Source organism: Microbacterium sp. ZOR0019 (assembly GCF_000800925.1).
Taxonomy (GTDB): Bacteria; Actinomycetota; Actinomycetes; order Actinomycetales; family Microbacteriaceae; genus Microbacterium; species Microbacterium aurugineum.
Genome location: NZ_JRKC01000009.1, coordinates 135,866 through 153,674, shown reverse-complemented (window position 1 = coordinate 153,674; position 17,809 = coordinate 135,866). Strand labels below are relative to the sequence as shown.

Here is a 17,809-nt window from a genome sequence, read left to right as displayed (position 1 = left end):
CGAAGCGCCGGCCGCTCCTGCACCGGCTGCGGCTGCGGCTCCGGCTGCTCCCGCACCGGCCGCTGCTCCGGCACCCGCCGCCGCTCCCGCTGCACCGAAGCTCACGCTGCCGACCGAGAGCGACAACCTCTACGTGACGCCCCTCGTGCGCCGTCTGGCCTCGCAGCAGGGAGTCGATCTCGCCTCCGTCCAGGGAACCGGCGTGGGGGGTCGTATCCGCAAGGAAGACGTCCTCAAGGCCGCTGAGACCGCGTCCGCTGCGCCCGCCGCAGCCAGCGCTCCCGCCCCGGCGCCGCTCGAGGTCTCCCCGCTGCGCGGCACCACCCAGCCGATGTCGCGTCTGCGGAAGGTCCTCGCCAAGCGTGCGGTCGAGTCGATGCAGCAGACCGCTCAGCTGACGACGGTCGTCGAGGTCGATGTCACGGCTCTCGCCGAGTACCGCGACAGCGTCAAGGCGTCCTTCCTCGAGAAGACGGGCGACAAGCTCTCCTTCCTGCCGTTCTTCGCGCTGGCGACCGCCGAGGCCCTCCAGGCCTTCCCGATCATCAACGCCACAGTCGACGGCGAGAACATCGTGTACCCCGAAAGCGAGAACGTGTCGATCGCGGTCGACACCGAGCGCGGACTGCTCACCCCCGTGCTGCGCGACGCCGCCTCGAAGAACATCGCGCAGATCGCTCATGAGATCGCCGATCTCGCCGCCCGGACCCGCGACAACAAGCTGAAGCCCGACGAGCTCGCCGGTGGAACGTTCACGCTGACCAACACGGGTTCCCGTGGTGCCCTGTTCGACACTCCGGTGGTCTTCCTCCCGCAGTCGGCGATCCTGGGCACCGGAACGGTCGTGAAGCGCCCCGGTCTCGTGAAGGTCGGCGGTGCAGATGCCATCGCTGTCCGGTCGTACGTGTATCTCGCACTCTCCTACGACCACCGGATCATCGACGGTGCCGACGCTGCCCGCTTCCTGGGCGCCGTCAAGGCACGCCTCGAGTCGGCTCAGTTCGCCGCTCAGCTCGGCGCCTGACCCGAGAGTTCACCCTGGCTGGTCCGCGACGTCATACACGTCGCGGACCAGCCATTTCTCTTGCGTGCGGAGAAGCACCATGATGAGACGCCCTGATGTGTTCGCGGCATCCGCCTGTGCGTCCACGGCGACACGAACGACGGCGATGTCCCCGTACTCATCCACCAACTCGAATGTCGGTGTTCCGTCCGTCGCCGCGTCGAGGGCATCCAGGACCCTGGTCGCCCCCTCCGCCACGGCGTCCTCGCAGGACACGTCGCCCTGAACCCGACAGTCCGCGATGACACGGAGCAACGACGCTGCCGCCGCGGCAGGGTCGACTTCTGCGGGAGCGACCTCGTCCGGCTCCGGCGACACCCCGTCGGGGTCCGGCGACCCGGCGCGTCGACGGGGATCCTGCGTCACCTCGGAGTCCGCCCCGGCCTCGGTCGACGCTGCAGTGGAAGGCTCCGGGGAAGTCGCACCGCCCTCCACATCCGCTGCCTCCACATCCGCAGCCTCTCCGGACACGCCCCCGCTGGGCCACAACAGCCCGACGGCCAGCACCGCCGCGGCGGCCGCACCCGCGATGAGCAGAGCCCGCCGCCGCGACACATCGGCGCTCCCGGCGCCCGAGCTCTCCGTCGCTCGCCTGGGCCCGTTCCGGCGGGCGAACGCCGTCCGTTCCCGCACCGCTCCGCCGAGCACACGCACGAGGGCGCCCGCCGCCCGTACCCAGTCCGCGATGTCCTTGTCGCCCCGCGAGCGAAGGAGCTCCCTCCTCCCGCGACGACGACCACGCAGGGCCTCTGCGGATCGAGAAGCCTCCCCGCGTCGCGGTGACACGCGAAGGTCGTGCGACGTGACGGCGCGCGCGACCTCCCGCGCGCGCTCCGGAGCATGCAGCGCGCGATCGAGAGGTTGCGGAGCAGCGACTCCCAGCAACTCCTGCTCCCACTGTGCGAGCAGCTTGACCGGGAGGCGCGGCTGCTCAGCCGCCTTCTCCAGCCCTCGCCCGACGCTGTCGAGCACCCGCTTCACCACCTTGTCGGGGCTGTGCTCCTGCAGCCGCTCGAGGATGACGCCGATGCCCTCCCGCACGTCCCCTCCCTGACCGAAGACGAAGACCGGGCGTCCGCCGTCGGTCACCCACCATTCCCCGCTGCGGGCCTCCCCAGGGTCCTCCCCGACCTCGCGGAGACCGCGCAACAGGCTTATGACGAGCGTGCTGCACTCCCCGGGTGTCAGCACCGTGCCCGCAGCCGTGCGACGGACCAGGAACCCCAGCACCCGGTCCGTGCACCACGGGAGCAGTACGTCATGCCCTCCCCTCCGACGCACCACATCGAGAGGCGCAGCGACATGCTCCGCCCCGGCATGGCGCCACCCCACCCAGCCGCTGAGTGCCGCTGCGTCGACACGCACTGCCACCCCCTCCCCAGAGGTGACGAGCGCACCGGCGAACGGCCCCTCCGCGCCGTCGAGTGTCCGAACCACCCGGTGCGCCCCGGGAAGGAGCACCTCGCCCCGTCGGGCACCCGCTTCGATCTCCGCCATTGCTCCATCAGAGCGCACCGAGCGCGCTCGACGGGGTGTTCGGAGGCATTGTGAATAGACTCCGAGGGTTTCCGCGCATGTGCAGAAGAGGTGCGTGCGCCTCCGCTTCGCGCGAACGCCGACATCAGGAGGGCCGAGGACTCGGTAGGCTGGTCCTCATGGCAAAGCGTGCTTCTGAACCCGAAAAGCGTCCTGGGTTCTTCTCCCAGATCAAGTCCCTCTTCCGGTTCACCCGCGAGGCCTACTCGTGGCTTCCCTGGGCACAGCTCGCGATCCTCATCGGCGGCGTCCTCCTCGGCCTCGTCGCCGGCTATCTGATCCCGCCCTTCCAGGTCTGGACCCTCATCCTCTGGGGCATCACCGGCCTGATGCTGGGTATCCTCGGCGCGCTGTTCCTCATGACGCGCCTGTCGACGTCGGCCATGTACGCGAAGATCGACGGCATGCCCGGCGCCACCGGCCACGTGCTCAGCACCAGTCTCGGCCGCAAGTGGCAGGCCTCGGAGACACCGGTCGGCATCAACCCGAAGACGCAGGAAGCCGTCTACCGCACGATCGGCCGTGGTGGCATCGTCGTCGTGGGCGAGGGCGCGCGTGGCCGACTCACCCGCCTGGTCAACGAGGAGCGCAGCAAGGCCCAGCGCGTCGCACACGGCGTCCCGATCACGGTGATCTATGTCGGACACGGCGAAGACGAGGTCGCGATCGCCGACCTCGCGAAGACGATCAAGAAGATCCCCAAGGCGATCGACAAGGCCACCATGGCTGCCGTCATCCGCCGCGTGGAGTCCGTGTCGCAGTCGTTGTCCTCGCTGCCGATTCCCAAGGGGATCGACCCCACGAAGGTACGCTCACAGCGTCCGCGGTGATCTGACACCCGCACGAAGAACGCGGCCGTCCTCTTTCGAGGGCGGCCGCGTTCTCGCTCACTCCGAGAGCGGCTGACGTGGCAGGCGGCGAACCTTCGCGCGCCGACGGCGTCGCTCGGGAACCATCGAACGCATCTCGTCGAGCTTGCCGAAGCAGAACAGCCTGTCGTCCGCTTCCAGCACGACGTGCTTGCGGGGATTGGGAATCACGCTGACGCCGCGGTGGAGCGTGAGGACCGTGATGTCGCGCTCCCAGAGCCCTGCCTCGCCGAGAGTCTTCCCGACCAGGTCGACGGCGCCGTGCACCATGAGCTCGGCGACGCCGTAGCCCGTCGAGACGGTCAGACGCTGGCGGACATCGATCTCGGGGAAAGCGACCTGCCCGGCGATGTAGTCGATGATCGCACCGGCGACGTCGAGCTTCGTCGCGGACTCGATCCCCTGAAGCCCCGGCGAGGAGTTGACCTCCATGACCAGCGGGCCGTCGTCGCCCTCGAGCATGTCGACACCCGCCACCCGCAGACCCATGATCTGGGCGGACCGCACGGCCGCACGCTCGTAGACGGGGTCCAGTTCGATTGCCTCGACCGATCCGCCGCGGTGCACGTTCGAGCGGAACTCGTCTCCGGCCGCGGAACGACGCATCGCCGCGACCACTCGATCGCCGACCACCAGCGCCCGGATGTCGCGCCCACGGCTCTCGGAGATGAACTTCTGGATCAGGACGTTCTGCTTGGTGGAGTGGAGCGTCTCGATGATCGCCTCGGCCACCTTGACCTGCGGAGCGAGGATGACACCGATCCCCTGCGTTCCCTCCAAGAGCTTGATCACGACGGGAGCACCACCGACCCGCTCGATCGCCGGTCGCACGTCGGCGCGGTTGCGCACGAACGCGGTCGGCGGCATCGCGATGTTGTGCCGTGACAGGATCTGGTTCGCCCGCAGTTTGTCGCGGGCACTCGAGATCCCGTTGGCGGTGTTCGGCGTGTAGACGTCCATCTGCTCGAACTGCCGCACCACGGCGGTGCCGAAATACGTGATCGAGTTGCCGATGCGCGGCAGGATGGCGTCGTAGTCGCTCAGCTGGCGACCGCGGTAGTGGAGGTCGGGTTCATCGGCAGTCAGATCGATCGCGAAACGCAGGGTGTTCAACACCTTCACGTTGTGTCCGCGCTGAAGCGCCGCGGCGCGCAGTCGCTGAGTGGAGTACGCCTGCGGCGCGCGGGAGAGCACTGCGATCTTCACGGGGGATTTTTCCTGCCAGGATGTATCAGGTGAGTAGGTCTACCCCCCATTCAAACACCCTTACGGGGTGGCGAGAATGGGTGAGCCTGCCCGATCTCGGAGTGGACTGGATCAAGGCCAAGATCGACACGGGCGCGCGCACCTCGTCGTTGCACGCCTTCGACATCGTGGAGTTCGCACAGGACGGCGAGAACTGGGTCCGCTTCAAGGTCAAGCCCTGGCAGGACAGCCAGGAGGATGCCGTGGTCGTGGAGTGCCCCGTGCACGACCGTCGGGCCGTACGGAGCTCCTCAGGGCACGCGCAGGAGCGTCTCGTGGTGGAGCTGCTGATCCGTCTCGTGGACCGCGAAGTGCTCGCGGAGGTGACGCTGAGCAACCGCGACGAGATGGGGTTCCGCATGCTCATCGGACGCGAGGCCCTTCGACAGGGTTTCTCCGTCGACCCGGCGCGATCGTTCCTCGGCGGCCGCGCGCCCCGCGACGCGCGACGTCGCAACCGCGGCAAAGTCTGAGCGCTCGGCTCAGGCGCGGATCACGTCTCAGGCGCGGATGAGGATCGTCCCGATGGCCTTGTCGTGGAGGCCGCGCTGGTCGCTATCCCAGATCACCGCGGGGACGACGACGATGAGCAGCAGTGTCCGCACCACAGGACGCCACAGACCGATCCAGCCGCCGTCTCGACGCACCAGACGCATTCCGAGGATGCGGTGGCCCGGGCTGCCGCCCGCCGTCGGGATGAAGAGGATCTGAAGCACCGCGAACACGAGCATCGGCGCGAACTGGGTAAGCCCGGCCTCCGTGGGGAGCGCGAACTGGTCGTATCCGAGGAAGCCCGTCGCGATGATCGTCGCCGCGGCGTAGTCGATCAGAAGAGCGCCGATGCGCCGACCGGGGCGGGCGATGCTCCCGGTACCCGACTCCGGGAGTCCGAGTCGCTCACCGGGGTACGTGTTCACAGCATCCGTCACTCCCCCAGCCTACCGAGCCCGAAAAGTCGCCGTGACGACCTCACGCCTGTAACACGCCCGAAACAAAGCGGATACCGTAGAGAAATCCCCCGTCCGTACTCTGCAGAGTGGCCGTGAAGCCATCGATCCGCATTACAGGAGTCGTACATGTTCAAAGATTCGTCCGAAGTACTGACCTACATCAAGGAGAACGACGTCAAGTTCCTTGACATCCGCTTCACCGATCTCCCGGGTGTTCAGCAGCACTTCAACATTCCTGCATCGACGGTCGACGAGGCTTTCTTCACCGACGGCCAGCTGTTCGACGGTTCCTCGATCCGCGGCTTCGCGAGCATCCACGAGTCGGACATGCAGCTCATCCCCGACGTCACGACGGCGTACGTCGACCCGTTCCGCGAGGCGAGCACGCTCGTCATGCTCTTCGACATCTACAACCCGCGCACCGGCGAGATCTACTCCAAGGACCCGCGTCAGGTCGCCAAGAAGGCCGAGAAGTACCTGGCCTCGACCGGCATCGCCGACACCGCCTTCTTCGCCCCCGAGGCGGAGTTCTACATCTTCGACGACGTCCGCTACTCGGTCACCGCAGGCGAGAGCTTCTACAAGGTCGACTCCGAGGAGGCCGCGTGGAACACCGGCCGTGAGGAAGAGGGCGGCAACCTCGCCAACAAGACCCCGTACAAGGGCGGCTACTTCCCGGTGAGCCCGGTCGACAAGACCGCCGACCTGCGTGACGACATCACCCTCAAGCTCATCGAGTCCGGCTTCACGCTCGAGCGTTCGCACCACGAGGTGGGAACCGCCGGTCAGCAGGAGATCAACTACCGCTTCGACACGATGGTCCACGCGGCGGACGACATCCTCAAGTTCAAGTACATCGTCAAGAACACCGCCCAGGAGTGGGGCAAGGTCGCGACCTTCATGCCGAAGCCCCTCTACGGCGACAACGGCTCGGGTATGCACACGCACCAGTCGCTGTGGAACGGCGGCGAGCCGCTGTTCTACGACGAGGCCGGCTACGGTCAGCTCAGCGACATCGCGCGCTGGTACATCGGCGGCATCCTGGCACACGCGCCGGCGCTGCTCGCGTTCACCAACCCGACCCTGAACAGCTACCACCGTCTGGTCAAGGGCTTCGAGGCTCCGGTCAACCTGGTCTACTCGGCCGGCAACCGTTCCGCCGCGATCCGCATCCCGATCACGGGCTCCAACCCGAAGGCCAAGCGCATCGAGTTCCGCGCCCCTGACGCCTCGGGCAACCCCTACCTCGCCTTCGCCGCACAGCTGATGGCGGGCCTCGACGGCATCAAGAACCGCATCGAGCCGCACGAGCCCGTCGACAAGGACCTCTACGAGCTCCCGCCCGAGGAGGCCAAGGACATCCCGCAGGTCCCGAACTCCCTGCTCGACTCGCTCGACGCGCTGGCGGCCGACCACCAGTTCCTCCTCGAGGGCGGCGTGTTCACCAAGGAGCTCATCGAGACCTGGATCTCGTACAAGTACGAGAACGAGATCCTGCCGATGGCACAGCGCCCGCACCCGTTCGAGTACGAGCTGTACTTCGGGGTCTGACCACCTCGGAACGGCACGGAGAGGGCCCTACCGTCGCGACTGCGGCGGTAGGGCCCTTCGCGTCTCTGAAACCCGCTCCTCGTCGCGCCGTGGCGCGCTTGACCGCGTGGCATCCGGGTGATCAACTTGTGAGTCTGAGCGTCGACCGGGGGAACCATGCGCCGTAGAAGAATGACCGTGAAGACCGAGCTGCGCGCGCCCGCGGAAGACACCGCGACACAGCGATCGAACGCCGTCAGCGCGTATGCGCGGACGAACCCGTTCAAGTTCGGCCTGCTCGGCGCACTCGGTGTGCTCGTGGCGCTGGCGATCGGCGGCGTCATCGGTCAGCTCGCCACCGTGCTCGTGTACATCGGAGTGGCGGTGTTCCTCGCGCTCGGCCTCGACCCGATCGTCACGTTCATCGAACGGAGACTCCCCCGACCGGCAGCCGTCACGATCGTCGTAGCGGGCGTGATCCTCGCTTTCGCGGGCATCATCCTCGCCATCATCCCGCTCCTCGTCGAGCAGATCAGCAACCTGATCAAGGACGGCCCGCGGATGGTCGAGGACTTCATGGCCAGCGCCTGGTACAAGGACGTCAGCGGCCAGTTCGGCTCCACCATCACGGACGCCGTCCAGGGCGTTCTCGACTTCGTCCAGGACCCGGACAACTTCCTCGACATCGGAGGTGGTGTCTTCGCCGTCGGAGCGGGCATCGCGGGCGGGGTGACCGGCGTCACGATCGTCCTGATCCTGACCCTGTACTTCATGGCTTCGCTGCGGAGCATGAAGCACGTGGCCGCCCGCTTCGTGCCGGCCTACCAGCGCGACACCTTCAGCGGACTCCTCGAAGACGTCTCCGGCGCCGTCGGCCGCTATGTGATCGGCCAAGCGAGCCTGGCGCTCATCAACGGCATCCTGAGCCTGATCTTCCTCAGCATCATCGGCGCGCCCGTTCCTGCGCTGCTCGCCCTGATCGCCTTCATCGGGTCCCTGATCCCCTTGGTGGGAACGCTGACCGCCTCGATCATCAACTCGTTGATCTGCCTCTTCGTGTCACCCCTGACCGCCCTGATCGCGATCATCTACTACCTGGTCTATATGCAGATCGAGGCATACGTGCTCTCCCCCCGCATCATGAGCAGAGCCGTTGCGGTGCCGGGAGCGCTCGTGGTGATCGCCGCCGTGGCCGGCGGAACGCTGGGCGGTATCCTCGGCGCGCTCGTCGCGATCCCGGTCGCGGCGAGCATCATCATCATCGTGCAGAAGGTGACGTTCCCTTCGCAGGACCGGAAGATCGTTCCCCCGGCGACGTCTCACTGATCGGGCTCCACCGCCGTTCGCGGAAGCGGAGTCCCTACCGGACGAGCAGGGCGCCGGGCTCCACGCGCACCTCGAAGGCGGAAACTTCCCCCATCTCCTCGCCATCGATCTCGAACATGAGCGGCGTCGCCAACTCGACGTCGATGCGCTCGACGGGAAGGTGGCGTGTGGAATCCGTGCTGACGGCTTCGTCCGTGGCACCGAACAGACGGCGGATGCCGTTGTCCCAGACGAAGGACCGCAGGGTGTCGAGCCACTGCAGCGCCCCGTCTGCACTGACCATCAGCACATCGAGCTTGCCGTCGTCGAGCACGGCGTCCGGCAGCAGTCTGATCCCGCCCTGCACCATCCCACAGTTGCCGATCAGCATGGTGTGCCCGCGTAGGGCGACCGCCTTCTCCCCGTCGATGGCGAGAGTGATCTCCGTCATCTCGGTGCCGGCGAGGGCGCGGCCCATCGCTTCGACATAGGCGAGCCATCCAGCCTTCGACTTGAGGTCGTCGTCGGTCTCGACCAACATCTGCGCGTCGATACCGAAGCCGACCATCACGGCGAACGCATGCTCGGTTCCGTCGTACGACACCCATCCCAGGTCGATGCGACGTGCCTCGGCATCACGGATGCGTTCCAGCGCGGCGGTCACATCGTTCAGCGGGACCTCGAGGTTGCGAGCGAGAAGGTTGCCCGTCCCCTGCGGCACGATCCCGAGCGCCGTCTCCGAGCCCGCCAGCGCCTCTGCGACCGCGCGGACGGTGCCGTCGCCGCCGACCGCGATCACCAGGTCCCTGGCGTCGTCACGCGCCTCTCGAGCCATGCCGCGACCGGGGTCCTCCGGAGTCGTCTCCCACCAACGGACGTCATACGAATCGTCGAAGACGCCGGCTACCGCATCGTGCAGATCCGCCTGCTCGACCTTCGAAGGATTCCAGACGATGCCGATGCGCGCGTGAGTCATATCGTCAGCTTGGGACACGCGCCCCGATACTGCAAACTCGCGGCGCGGATTCAGCCGTAGAACAGGTCCTCGAAGGTCTTGCGTGCACGCCGTGTGACACCCAGGTAGTCCTCCTCGAGCTCGGTCGCCGACCGGTCGGGATAGCCCAGAAGGCGACCGATGGCATCCAGCTGTCGTCGATCCACCGGAAGCAGATCGCTCGTCTTGCCCGTCAGGAGGGTGATCGCCGAGCGGAGCCTGCTCGACAGTCGCCACGCCTCGCGCAGCCGCTCGGCGTCGTCTTCGGTCACGAGCCCCGCTTCGACGGCGGCATCGAGCGCGCCCAACGTCGAGGTCGTGCGCAGACCGGGAATCGCATGCGCGTGCTGGAGCTGCAGCATCTGCACCAGCCATTCGACGTCGCTGAGCGTTCCGGGGCCGAGCTTCAGATGCCGCCTGGGGTCCGCGCCCTGCGGCAATCGCTCCCCCTCGACCCTGGCCTTGATGCGCTTGATCTCGCGCGTGCTCTGGAGGTCGACCGCCTCGGGATAGCGGATCGTGTCCGCCAGCGCGGTGAACTTCTCGATCAGCTTCGTGCTCCCGGCCACGCCTCGTGCGCGCAGCAGCGCCTGCGCCTCCCACGACAACGACCAGCGACGGTAGTACTCGGTGTACGCCTCGATGGATCGAACGACGGGACCGTTGCGCCCCTCCGGACGGAGATCGGCATCGAGGTCGAGCGGGAGCCTGTGGTCGGTGACGTGCTCGCGGAGTCCGGCGACGATCTGCGTGGCGAGCTTCTGCGCGCGCTGCGGGTCGACGCCGTTCGCGTCGTACACGTAGAGGATGTCGGCATCCGAACCGAAACCGAGTTCGGCTCCCCCGAAACGCCCCATCGCGATGACGGCGAAGTCCAGATCCTCGTCCTCTGCGGGGACCACCTCGCGGAGCACGGCGCGCAGGGCGGCCTGGATGGTCGCCTCGGTGATGTCCGTGAGCGCCGTCGCCACCTCTTCGATGGTGAGCACGCCGAGGACCGCCCCCATCGCCGTACGGAGGAGCTCCCGGCGACGCAGCGCGCGCACGGCACGCAGGGCGTCGCCGATGGTCTCGTGGCGCGTCTGGATCGCCCGCGCCTCCTCATCCAACGCCGCGGCTCCGCGGGGGCGCAGCCGTCCGGAGCTGTCCAGCCACGCGACCGACTCGGGGATCCACTCCAACAGCTCACCGATGTACCGCGAGGAGGAGAGCAAGCGTGTCAGGCTCTCGGCAGCGCCGGAGGAGTCCCGCAGCATCCGGAGGAACCAGGGGGTGTCGCCGAGGCGCTCGCTGATCCGCCGGAAGGCGAGGAGGGCATAGTCGGGGTCGCTCCCGTCGGCGAACCAGCGCACCATGATGGGCATCAGATGACGCTGGATGGTGGCCTTGCGAGAGAGCCCGCTCGTGAGAGCGCCGATGTGACGGAGGGCTCCCGCGGGGTCGCGGAACCCGATCGCCGCCAGTCGGTCATGCGCCTGCGCAGCCGAGAGCGTGCGCTCCTCTTCGGGGAGCCCGGCGACCGCGCTGAGAAGCGGCCGGTAGAACAGCCGTGTGTGGATCTCCCGCACCTCACGCCGCACGCTCTCCCACCGCGACCAGACCGCGCCACCGCTCTCGGCCAATCCGGTGGCACGAGCGAGCACCCGCAGCCCCGCGGGAGTTCTGGGCATGAGGTGCGTACGACTGAGCTCACGTAGTTGGAGACGGTGCTCCATGAGCCGCAGAAGCCGGTAGTCGTCGGCGAAGGTCGCGGCGTCCGCGCGCCCGATGTAGCCACCTTCGACCAATGCGTCGAGGCTCTCGAGCGTGCCTCGCGTACGCAGGGTCTCGTCGGTGAGGCCGTGGACCAGCTGGAGCAACTGCACCGTGAACTCGATGTCACGGAGTCCACCGGCGCCGAGCTTGAGCTGATACGGCGCGTCCTCGGGGTCGATGTGCTCCATCACCCGCTCACGCATCCGCTGCACGCTTTCGACGAAGTCCTGCCGCGCCGCGCTCGACCAGATCTTCGGTTGCACGGCGGCGATGTACTCGGCACCGAGTTCTGGGTCCCCTGCGAGGGGGCGCGCCTTGAGCAGGGCCTGGAACTCCCAGCTCTTGGCCCATCGGTCGTAGTAGGCCAGATGGGAGGCGACGGAACGGACCAATGCTCCTTGCTTGCCCTCTGGGCGGAGCGCCGCGTCCACCTCCCACAGCGGCGGCTCGATTTCGATGCCGCTCAGATTGCGCATGGTCTCGCGCGCGAGCCGGGTGGCGATGTCCATCGCCTTCGCCTCGCTGACGACCTCTTCGTCTCTGGTGCCGCCGACGAAGATCACGTCCACGTCGCTGACGTAGTTCAGCTCCCTGGCACCGGCTTTACCCATACCGATGATGGCGAGGCGCGTGGCAGCGACTTCGTCCCTGGTCATCGATTCCTGAAGCCGCGTCCTGGCAACCGCGAGCGACGCTTCGAGTGCGGCGCCGGCGAGATCGGCAAGCGCAGCCGAGACTTCGGCGACGATGGTCGCGGGCGACGGGTGAGTGAGGTCGTATGCCGCGATGGCTGCGAGGCTGCGGCGGTATGCGACTCTGATCGCGACCACGGCGTCGTCATCACCCGTCTGCGCGAATCCGTCTCTCGCATCGACGGACGCCAGCAGGCGCTCGTGCATCTGCTCCGTCGTCGCGAGTGCGCTGATCGAGCCTTCAAGCACCGAGAGCTGCTCGGGGTGACGGAGGAAGAAGTCTGCGAGCCCTTCCGACGCACCGAACACGCGCCACACCTGTCGACGCGTCACCTCGTCGTCGAGCAGCGCCCGCAGGGGTGCCGCGTCCCGGCGCGCCACTCGGAGGAGCCCGCGCACGGCGGCATCGGGGTCCGCGGCATCGTCTGCTTCGAGCAGCACGCCGTGCGGTCGGTCGAGGATCTCCGCGAGTTCCGTGAGGGAAGCCGCGGCCTCGCTCAGTTCCGCGAAGCCGAGCCGGGCCAGCGCCGAGAGCGAGACGGAGTCGTCCGGACGGACCATGCGCGACTCAGAGCAGCTCGAGGTTGTTCTTCAGCTCCAGCGGGGTGACCTGCCCCCGGTACGCCTCCCACTCCTTGCGCTTGTTGAGCAGCACGTAGTTGAAGACCTGCTCGCCGAGCGTCTCGGCGACGAGCTCCGACTCCTCCATGTACTCGAGGGCGTGGTCGAGGCTCGCCGGCAGAGCCGAGTAGCCCAGCGCACGTCGCTCGGCGTCGCTGAGCGCCCACACGTTGTCCTCGGCCTCGGGCGGGAGCTCGTAGCCCTCTTCGATGCCCTTCAGCCCGGCAGCGAGCATGAGCGCGTAGGCGAGGTACGGGTTCGCCGCGGAATCGAGCGCACGGTACTCGACTCGAGACGACTGCCCCTTGTTCGGCTTGTACATGGGCACCCGCACGAGCGCGGAGCGGTTGTTGTGTCCCCAGGTGATGAAACTCGGGGCCTCGTCGCCGCCCCAGAGCCGCTTGTAGGAGTTGACGAACTGGTTCGTGACCGCGGAGATCTCGTTGGCGTGCTTCAGCAGGCCCGCGATGAAGTGGCGCCCGGTCTTGGAGAGCTGGTACTTGGCGCCCTCTTCGTAGAAGGCGTTCTGGTCGCCTTCGAAGAGCGACATGTGGGTGTGCATGCCACTCCCCGGCTGCCCGCTGAGCGGCTTCGGCATGAACGTCGCGTAGACGCCCTGCTCGATCGCCACCTCTTTGATCACGGTGCGGAAGGTCATCACGTTGTCGGCCGTCGTCAGCGCATCGGCGTACCGCAGGTCGATCTCGTTCTGTCCGGGACCGCCCTCGTGGTGGCTGAACTCGACGGAGATGCCGAGGTCTTCCAGCATGCGCACCGAACGGCGGCGGAAGTCGTGCGCCGTGCCACCGGGGACGTTGTCGAAGTAGCCGGCCGAGTCCACGGGGACGGGCCCCTCGGGCCCGAACGACGACGACTTGAGCAGGTAGAACTCGATCTCGGGGTGCGTGTAGAAGGTGAAGCCCGCGTCCGCGGCCTTCGCGAGCGTGCGCTTGAGCACATGCCGCGGGTCGGCGACGGCCGGCTGACCGTCGGGCGTCGTCAGGTCGCAGAACATGCGCGCCGTCGGATCGATCTCGCCGCGCCACGGCAGCGTCTGGAACGTGGTCGGATCAGGCTGGGCCAGCAGGTCGGACTCCTGCGTACGGGTCAGTCCTTCGATGGCGGAGCCGTCGAAGCCGATCCCCTCCGCGAACGCGCCCTCGACCTCGGCCGGGGCGATCGCCACCGACTTGAGCGTGCCGATGACGTCTGTGAACCACAGGCGCACGAACTTGACGCCGCGCTCTTCGATCGTCCGCAGGACGAAGTCCCTCTGCTTGTCCATTGCTACTCCGTGCCCTGGCCCTTTGTGTCGCCCTTGACGTCCCAGCCCTGCTCGACGGCCTCTTCCTCCGCCCAGGCGCGGGAACGCTCGCGGAGCACCTCGGGCGCGCGGCGGGCTTCCGCTTCCGTGTCGAACGGACCGATGCGATCGATGGAGGGCGAGATCATCCCGAACTCGACCTCGCCGGTCTCCGAGTTGTACCAGTACTTGTGGTCACCGTCAGTCATGGCTGCCCCTTCTTCACGTGATGTCATCGATCCTACTGGCGTGCACGGCGGTCGCTAAGCTATCCCCCATGGCAAAAGCGATCGGCGTCGACATCGGCGGCACGGGAATCAAAGCGGGAATCGTCGACCTCGAGCACGGTGTCATGGCATCCGATCGGGTGCGGGTCCCCACTCCGGCGGGCGCATCGCCGCAGGACGTGCTCGTGGCCGTGCAGACGGTCCTGAAGACCCTCGACGTGCATGAATCCACGCTTCCGCTCGGCGTGGCGTTCCCGGCGATCGTCAAGCGTGGCAAGACGCTCTCCGCCGCCAACGTGTCCAAGGAATGGATCGACTTCGACGCCGAGCGGTTCTTCCGCGACGGCCTCGGCCGCAACATCGTGTTCGTGAACGATGCGGACGCGGCCGGCGTCGCCGAGGCCCGCCACGGCGCGGCCAGGGATGTGCGTGGCTTCACCCTGCTCACGACACTCGGCACAGGCATCGGTTCCGCTTTCCTCTACGACGGCATTCTGTTGCCGAACACCGAGCTCGGACATCTCAACTTCCGCGAGTACGAGTCGGTCGAGACCTACGCCGCGACGTCGGCGCGCGAACGCGAAGGCCTCACCTGGGCCGAGTGGGCGGAGCGCCTCCAGGCGTTCTACTCGCACATCGAGTTCCTGTTCAGCCCCGACCTGTTCGTGGTCGGCGGCGGCGTGTCGAAGAACGCCGGCGACTTCCTCCCGCTGCTCGACCTGAAGACGCCGATCGTCCCGGCGATCCACCGGAACAACTCGGGCATCATCGGCGCGGCGTCTCTCGCCGGCGACTGAGCTGATCCGCTCCTGGGATACTCCCTCGCTCAGTCCATGCTGAGGTGTTGTTTCACTTTCTCCTCGGATGAGACGTCGGTGTGGTCGGAGATGAAGTCGATGTCGACGCTCTTGATCTCGCCGGTGAACGGGTAGCCGCGCCTCTCTCGATAGGAGTCGACGACCGGCGAACCCGTGTTGATTCCCACGCTCATACTCTCCACGCCGAAGCGGGCGCGGACTTGCTGCGGGAGATCGAGGTGGCCGACCTCCTTTCCGTCGATGACGAGATCGACCTCGGCCGGGCCTCCCGGCACCGGCTGGAGACTGCGGAACTCGAACCCGAGTGTGCACACGCCCGTCGGCACATCGACGTCGGATTCGACTTCGTAGCGTTCGAGGTTGAAGAAGTTGTAGTGATAGACGAGCTTGCCGTCACGGACGAACAGCACCCATCCGGCTGTGTCGCCGCCGACATGGAAGAGAACCCCTTCGGCGCCATCATCAGGGATGACGACCGGGACAGTGACGATGTGGTCGACGTTGTTGGTCTTCGGGCCGCTGCCTTCGGGGAGTCGCACGAGGCCCGGGGGGAAACTGATTTGGGTGCGGCCGAAGAAGTAGCTGGGCCGCAGTCGCACGTCCAGACGTTCGGCGAAGCGGTCATCTAGCGGCAAGACGTTGTGCTTGGCCGCCTCGACAGTGAAGAGTGTCTGCAAATCAGCGAGTTTCGTCGGATGCTCCGTTGCGAGGTCGTGCGCCTGCGAGAAGTCCTCTGCGATGTTGTAGAGCTCCCAGGTGTCGTCCTCCCACGAGAATGAGCCGGCGCCGATCCAGGGCAGCCTGCCATGCCGGCACGAAGCCATCCATCCGTTGTGATAGATGCCACGGTTGCCGTACATCTCGAAGTACTGCGTCGTGTGCCGTGACTGCTCGGGATTCGAGGTGAAGGTGTAGGCGAAGGACGTGCCGTCCATCGGCGTCTGTGGCACCCCGCCGATCATGGTCGGTTCGCTGATACCGACAGCCTCCAGGATGGTCGGCGCGACGTCGACCACGTGCGAGAACTGGAAACGCCGTTCGCCCGCGCCCAGGAGCCGTGCCGGCCAGTGCACGGCCATGCCGTTCCGCGTGCCACCGAAGTGCGACGCGATCTGCTTGGTCCACTGGAAGGGTGTGTCGCCGGCATGCGCCCACCCCACCGCCATGTGCGGAGAAGAGCCAGGAAGTCCCCATTCGTCGATGTGCGGGAGGAGATCCTCGATCTTCTCCTGATATCCGTTCAATGTGTGGATCTCATTGAACGTGCCGATCAACGTGCCTTCAGCAGACGTTCCGTTGTCACCCATGATGTAAAGGAAGAGGGTGTTGTCGAGTTCGCCCATGGCCTCGAGCTCATCGACGAGTCGTCCGACCTGGTGATCGGTTGCCGCGAGATAGTCCGCATAGTTCTCGAACTGGCGGGCGAAGAGCCGCTTCTCGTCGTCGGTGTGCTCGTCCCAACCGGGGATCTCAGCATGACGCTCCGTGAGATCCGTGCCTTCAGGGATGACTCCCATAGCGAGCTGACGCTCGTAGACCTTCCGGCGGTACTCGTCCCAGCCGAAGTCGAACTTGCCCTCGTGCCGACCCCGCCAGTCGAGTGGCGGGTGATGCGGCGCGTGCGTGGCGCCCGGCGCGAAGTAGGCGAGCACCGGACGCTCGGGAGCGATGGACTTCTGCGTCCTGATCCAGTGGATGCAATCGTCGGTGAGGTCCTCCGTGAGGTGGTATCCCTCTTCAGGCGTCCGCGGCGGCTCGACGGGCGTCGTGTTGCGAGTGAGCTGAGGATAGAACTGGTCCGTCTCCCCCGCGATGAATCCGTAGAAGTAGTCGAACCCGATGCTCGTCGGCCAGTTGTCGAACGGTCCGGCAGGGCTCGTCATGTTGTCGGGAACGTTGTGGTTCTTCCCCCACCATCCCGTGGCGTAGCCATTCTGCGACAGTATCTCGGCGATCGTTCCACAGCTCTTCGGGATGATCCCGGTGTACCCCGGGAATCCCGTCGCCTGTTCGCCGATCACACCGCTGGCCGCGGTGTGGTGGTCGCGACCGGTCAGCAACGCGGCACGCGTCGGAGCACACAGGGCCGTGGTGTGGAACTGGCAGTAGCGCAGTCCATCGTCCGCGAGTCGATCGAACGTCGGTGTCTCGATCAGGCCACCGAAGGTGCTCGCCAGCCCGTAGCCGACGTCATCCATGAGCACGATCACCACATTCGGCGCGGACTCCGGCGCGTCCTGTGGCGGAGGGAAGTCCGCCGTGGAGTCCTGCGCATACGTCTCGATATCGACATTCGGGAATCGGTACTCCGGCCGAGGGTACGAGTCGCGATCGACCTTGACTTCGAACTCAGGGGTTTCAGCGGACATCGATGGACTCCCGTCGGTCCGGCCGCGGCAGTCGCGACCTCGCACCCGTGAGCCTAGGAAGGACAGCACGACGTTCCGACGACCGCCTCACCTGACACGGGTGAGGTCCAGCCCGTGCATCGACCCCGCTCAAGCCGATTGGTGCGAATGGGCCGACCTGTACGCCGGGTTCTGTTCCGGGGTTCTTCGCCCCTTCGACGGTCATCTCTCTCGGCGACACGTTGCCGTGGCACTCTAGCGGTCTACCCGAGGACTCGGCGAGCCGCGTCAACATCCTCTGTCTGACCTTGCTCCGGACGAGGTTTACCTGGCGGGCCATGTCACCATGGCCCCCGGTGGTCTCTTACACCACCCTTTCACCCTTACCCCTTGCGGGGCGGTCTACTCTCTGTGGCACTTTCTCGCGGATTGCTCCGGGTGGGCGTTACCCACCGTCCTGCCCTGTGGAGCCCGGACGTTCCTCGGTGCGGTTTCCCGCAACGCGACCGTCCAGTCGACCCATTCGCGTAGCCAGTCTACTTTCTCCCTGCGT

At 66.7% G+C, this 17,809-nt stretch carries 14 protein-coding genes and 1 other RNA gene; 6 read left to right on the top strand and 9 right to left on the bottom strand.

The features are described from left to right. On the top strand, window positions 1-1,024 hold a 1,024-nt coding region (locus tag L978_RS02990), incomplete at its 5' end, for a 2-oxo acid dehydrogenase subunit E2 (RefSeq protein WP_047520104.1). Between the two features lie 9 nt (window positions 1,025-1,033). Here the strand turns inward: L978_RS02990 and L978_RS02985 are convergent. Further along, a complete protein-coding gene (locus L978_RS02985; protein WP_047520102.1) occupies window positions 1,034-2,560 on the bottom strand; it encodes a hypothetical protein in 1,527 nt (508 codons plus the stop codon). 158 nt (window positions 2,561-2,718) lie between these two features. Between L978_RS02985 and L978_RS02980 the strand changes: the two genes are divergently transcribed. After that, window positions 2,719-3,429 carry a DUF4191 domain-containing protein gene (locus L978_RS02980; RefSeq protein WP_047520099.1) on the top strand — a complete coding sequence of 237 codons (711 nt, stop codon included), beginning with the start codon at window positions 2,719-2,721 and terminating at the stop codon, window positions 3,427-3,429. A 57-nt stretch (window positions 3,430-3,486) separates the two neighbouring features. On the opposite strand, the gene L978_RS02975 is transcribed toward L978_RS02980, so the two are convergent. Beyond that, the gene (locus L978_RS02975) at window positions 3,487-4,674 is read right to left on the bottom strand and encodes a RimK family alpha-L-glutamate ligase (RefSeq protein WP_047520097.1); all 1,188 of its coding nucleotides are present in this window, start codon (window positions 4,672-4,674) and stop codon (window positions 3,487-3,489) included. A gap of 20 nt (window positions 4,675-4,694) precedes the next feature. Here L978_RS02975 and L978_RS02970 point away from each other — a divergent pair, with 20 nt between their 5' ends. After that, complete coding sequence (locus L978_RS02970; RefSeq protein ID WP_052193283.1) at window positions 4,695-5,186, top strand: ATP-dependent zinc protease family protein; 492 nt, start codon at window positions 4,695-4,697, stop codon at window positions 5,184-5,186. 27 nt (window positions 5,187-5,213) lie between these two features. Here L978_RS02970 and L978_RS02965 read toward each other — a convergent pair whose 3' ends face one another. After that, window positions 5,214-5,642, bottom strand: coding sequence for an RDD family protein (locus L978_RS02965; protein WP_047520095.1), 429 nt, complete (start codon window positions 5,640-5,642; stop codon window positions 5,214-5,216). A 147-nt stretch (window positions 5,643-5,789) separates the two neighbouring features. Between L978_RS02965 and glnA (L978_RS02960) the strand changes: the two genes are divergently transcribed. Together glnA (L978_RS02960) and L978_RS02955 are read left to right on the top strand one after the other, a co-directional pair. Next, complete coding sequence (glnA, locus tag L978_RS02960; protein ID WP_047520093.1) at window positions 5,790-7,214, top strand: type I glutamate--ammonia ligase; 1,425 nt, start codon at window positions 5,790-5,792, stop codon at window positions 7,212-7,214. A gap of 171 nt (window positions 7,215-7,385) precedes the next feature. After that, window positions 7,386-8,519, top strand: coding sequence for an AI-2E family transporter (locus L978_RS02955; RefSeq protein WP_081996899.1), 1,134 nt, complete (start codon window positions 7,386-7,388; stop codon window positions 8,517-8,519). Between the two features lie 34 nt (window positions 8,520-8,553). Here L978_RS02955 and L978_RS02950 read toward each other — a convergent pair whose 3' ends face one another. Genes L978_RS02950 through L978_RS02935 form a run of 4 tightly spaced genes read right to left on the bottom strand, consistent with a single transcriptional unit; the run spans window position 8,554 to window position 14,072 of the window. Continuing rightward, window positions 8,554-9,474 (bottom strand): diacylglycerol/lipid kinase family protein, encoded by a 921-nt coding sequence (locus L978_RS02950; protein WP_052193282.1) that lies wholly within the window; start codon window positions 9,472-9,474, stop codon window positions 8,554-8,556. A gap of 50 nt (window positions 9,475-9,524) precedes the next feature. Further along, window positions 9,525-12,500 (bottom strand): bifunctional [glutamine synthetase] adenylyltransferase/[glutamine synthetase]-adenylyl-L-tyrosine phosphorylase, encoded by a 2,976-nt coding sequence (locus tag L978_RS02945; RefSeq protein WP_047520086.1) that lies wholly within the window; start codon window positions 12,498-12,500, stop codon window positions 9,525-9,527. A gap of 7 nt (window positions 12,501-12,507) precedes the next feature. Continuing rightward, window positions 12,508-13,845: a type I glutamate--ammonia ligase gene (gene glnA / locus L978_RS02940; RefSeq protein ID WP_047520084.1), complete on the bottom strand. Its 1,338-nt coding sequence runs from the start codon at window positions 13,843-13,845 to the stop codon at window positions 12,508-12,510. Window positions 13,846-13,847: 2 nt separating this feature from the next. Then, window positions 13,848-14,072 (bottom strand): hypothetical protein, encoded by a 225-nt coding sequence (locus L978_RS02935; RefSeq protein WP_047520082.1) that lies wholly within the window; start codon window positions 14,070-14,072, stop codon window positions 13,848-13,850. 68 nt (window positions 14,073-14,140) lie between these two features. Between L978_RS02935 and ppgK the strand changes: the two genes are divergently transcribed. Beyond that, window positions 14,141-14,887 (top strand): polyphosphate--glucose phosphotransferase, encoded by a 747-nt coding sequence (gene ppgK / locus L978_RS02930; RefSeq protein WP_047520080.1) that lies wholly within the window; start codon window positions 14,141-14,143, stop codon window positions 14,885-14,887. Between the two features lie 29 nt (window positions 14,888-14,916). Here ppgK and L978_RS02925 read toward each other — a convergent pair whose 3' ends face one another. Further along, a complete protein-coding gene (locus tag L978_RS02925; RefSeq protein ID WP_047520078.1) occupies window positions 14,917-17,277 on the bottom strand; it encodes an arylsulfatase in 2,361 nt (786 codons plus the stop codon). 144 nt (window positions 17,278-17,421) lie between these two features. Further along, an RNA gene (gene rnpB, locus L978_RS18210) (RNase P RNA component class A) lies at window positions 17,422-17,778 on the bottom strand. Window positions 17,779-17,809 lie beyond the last annotated feature (31 nt).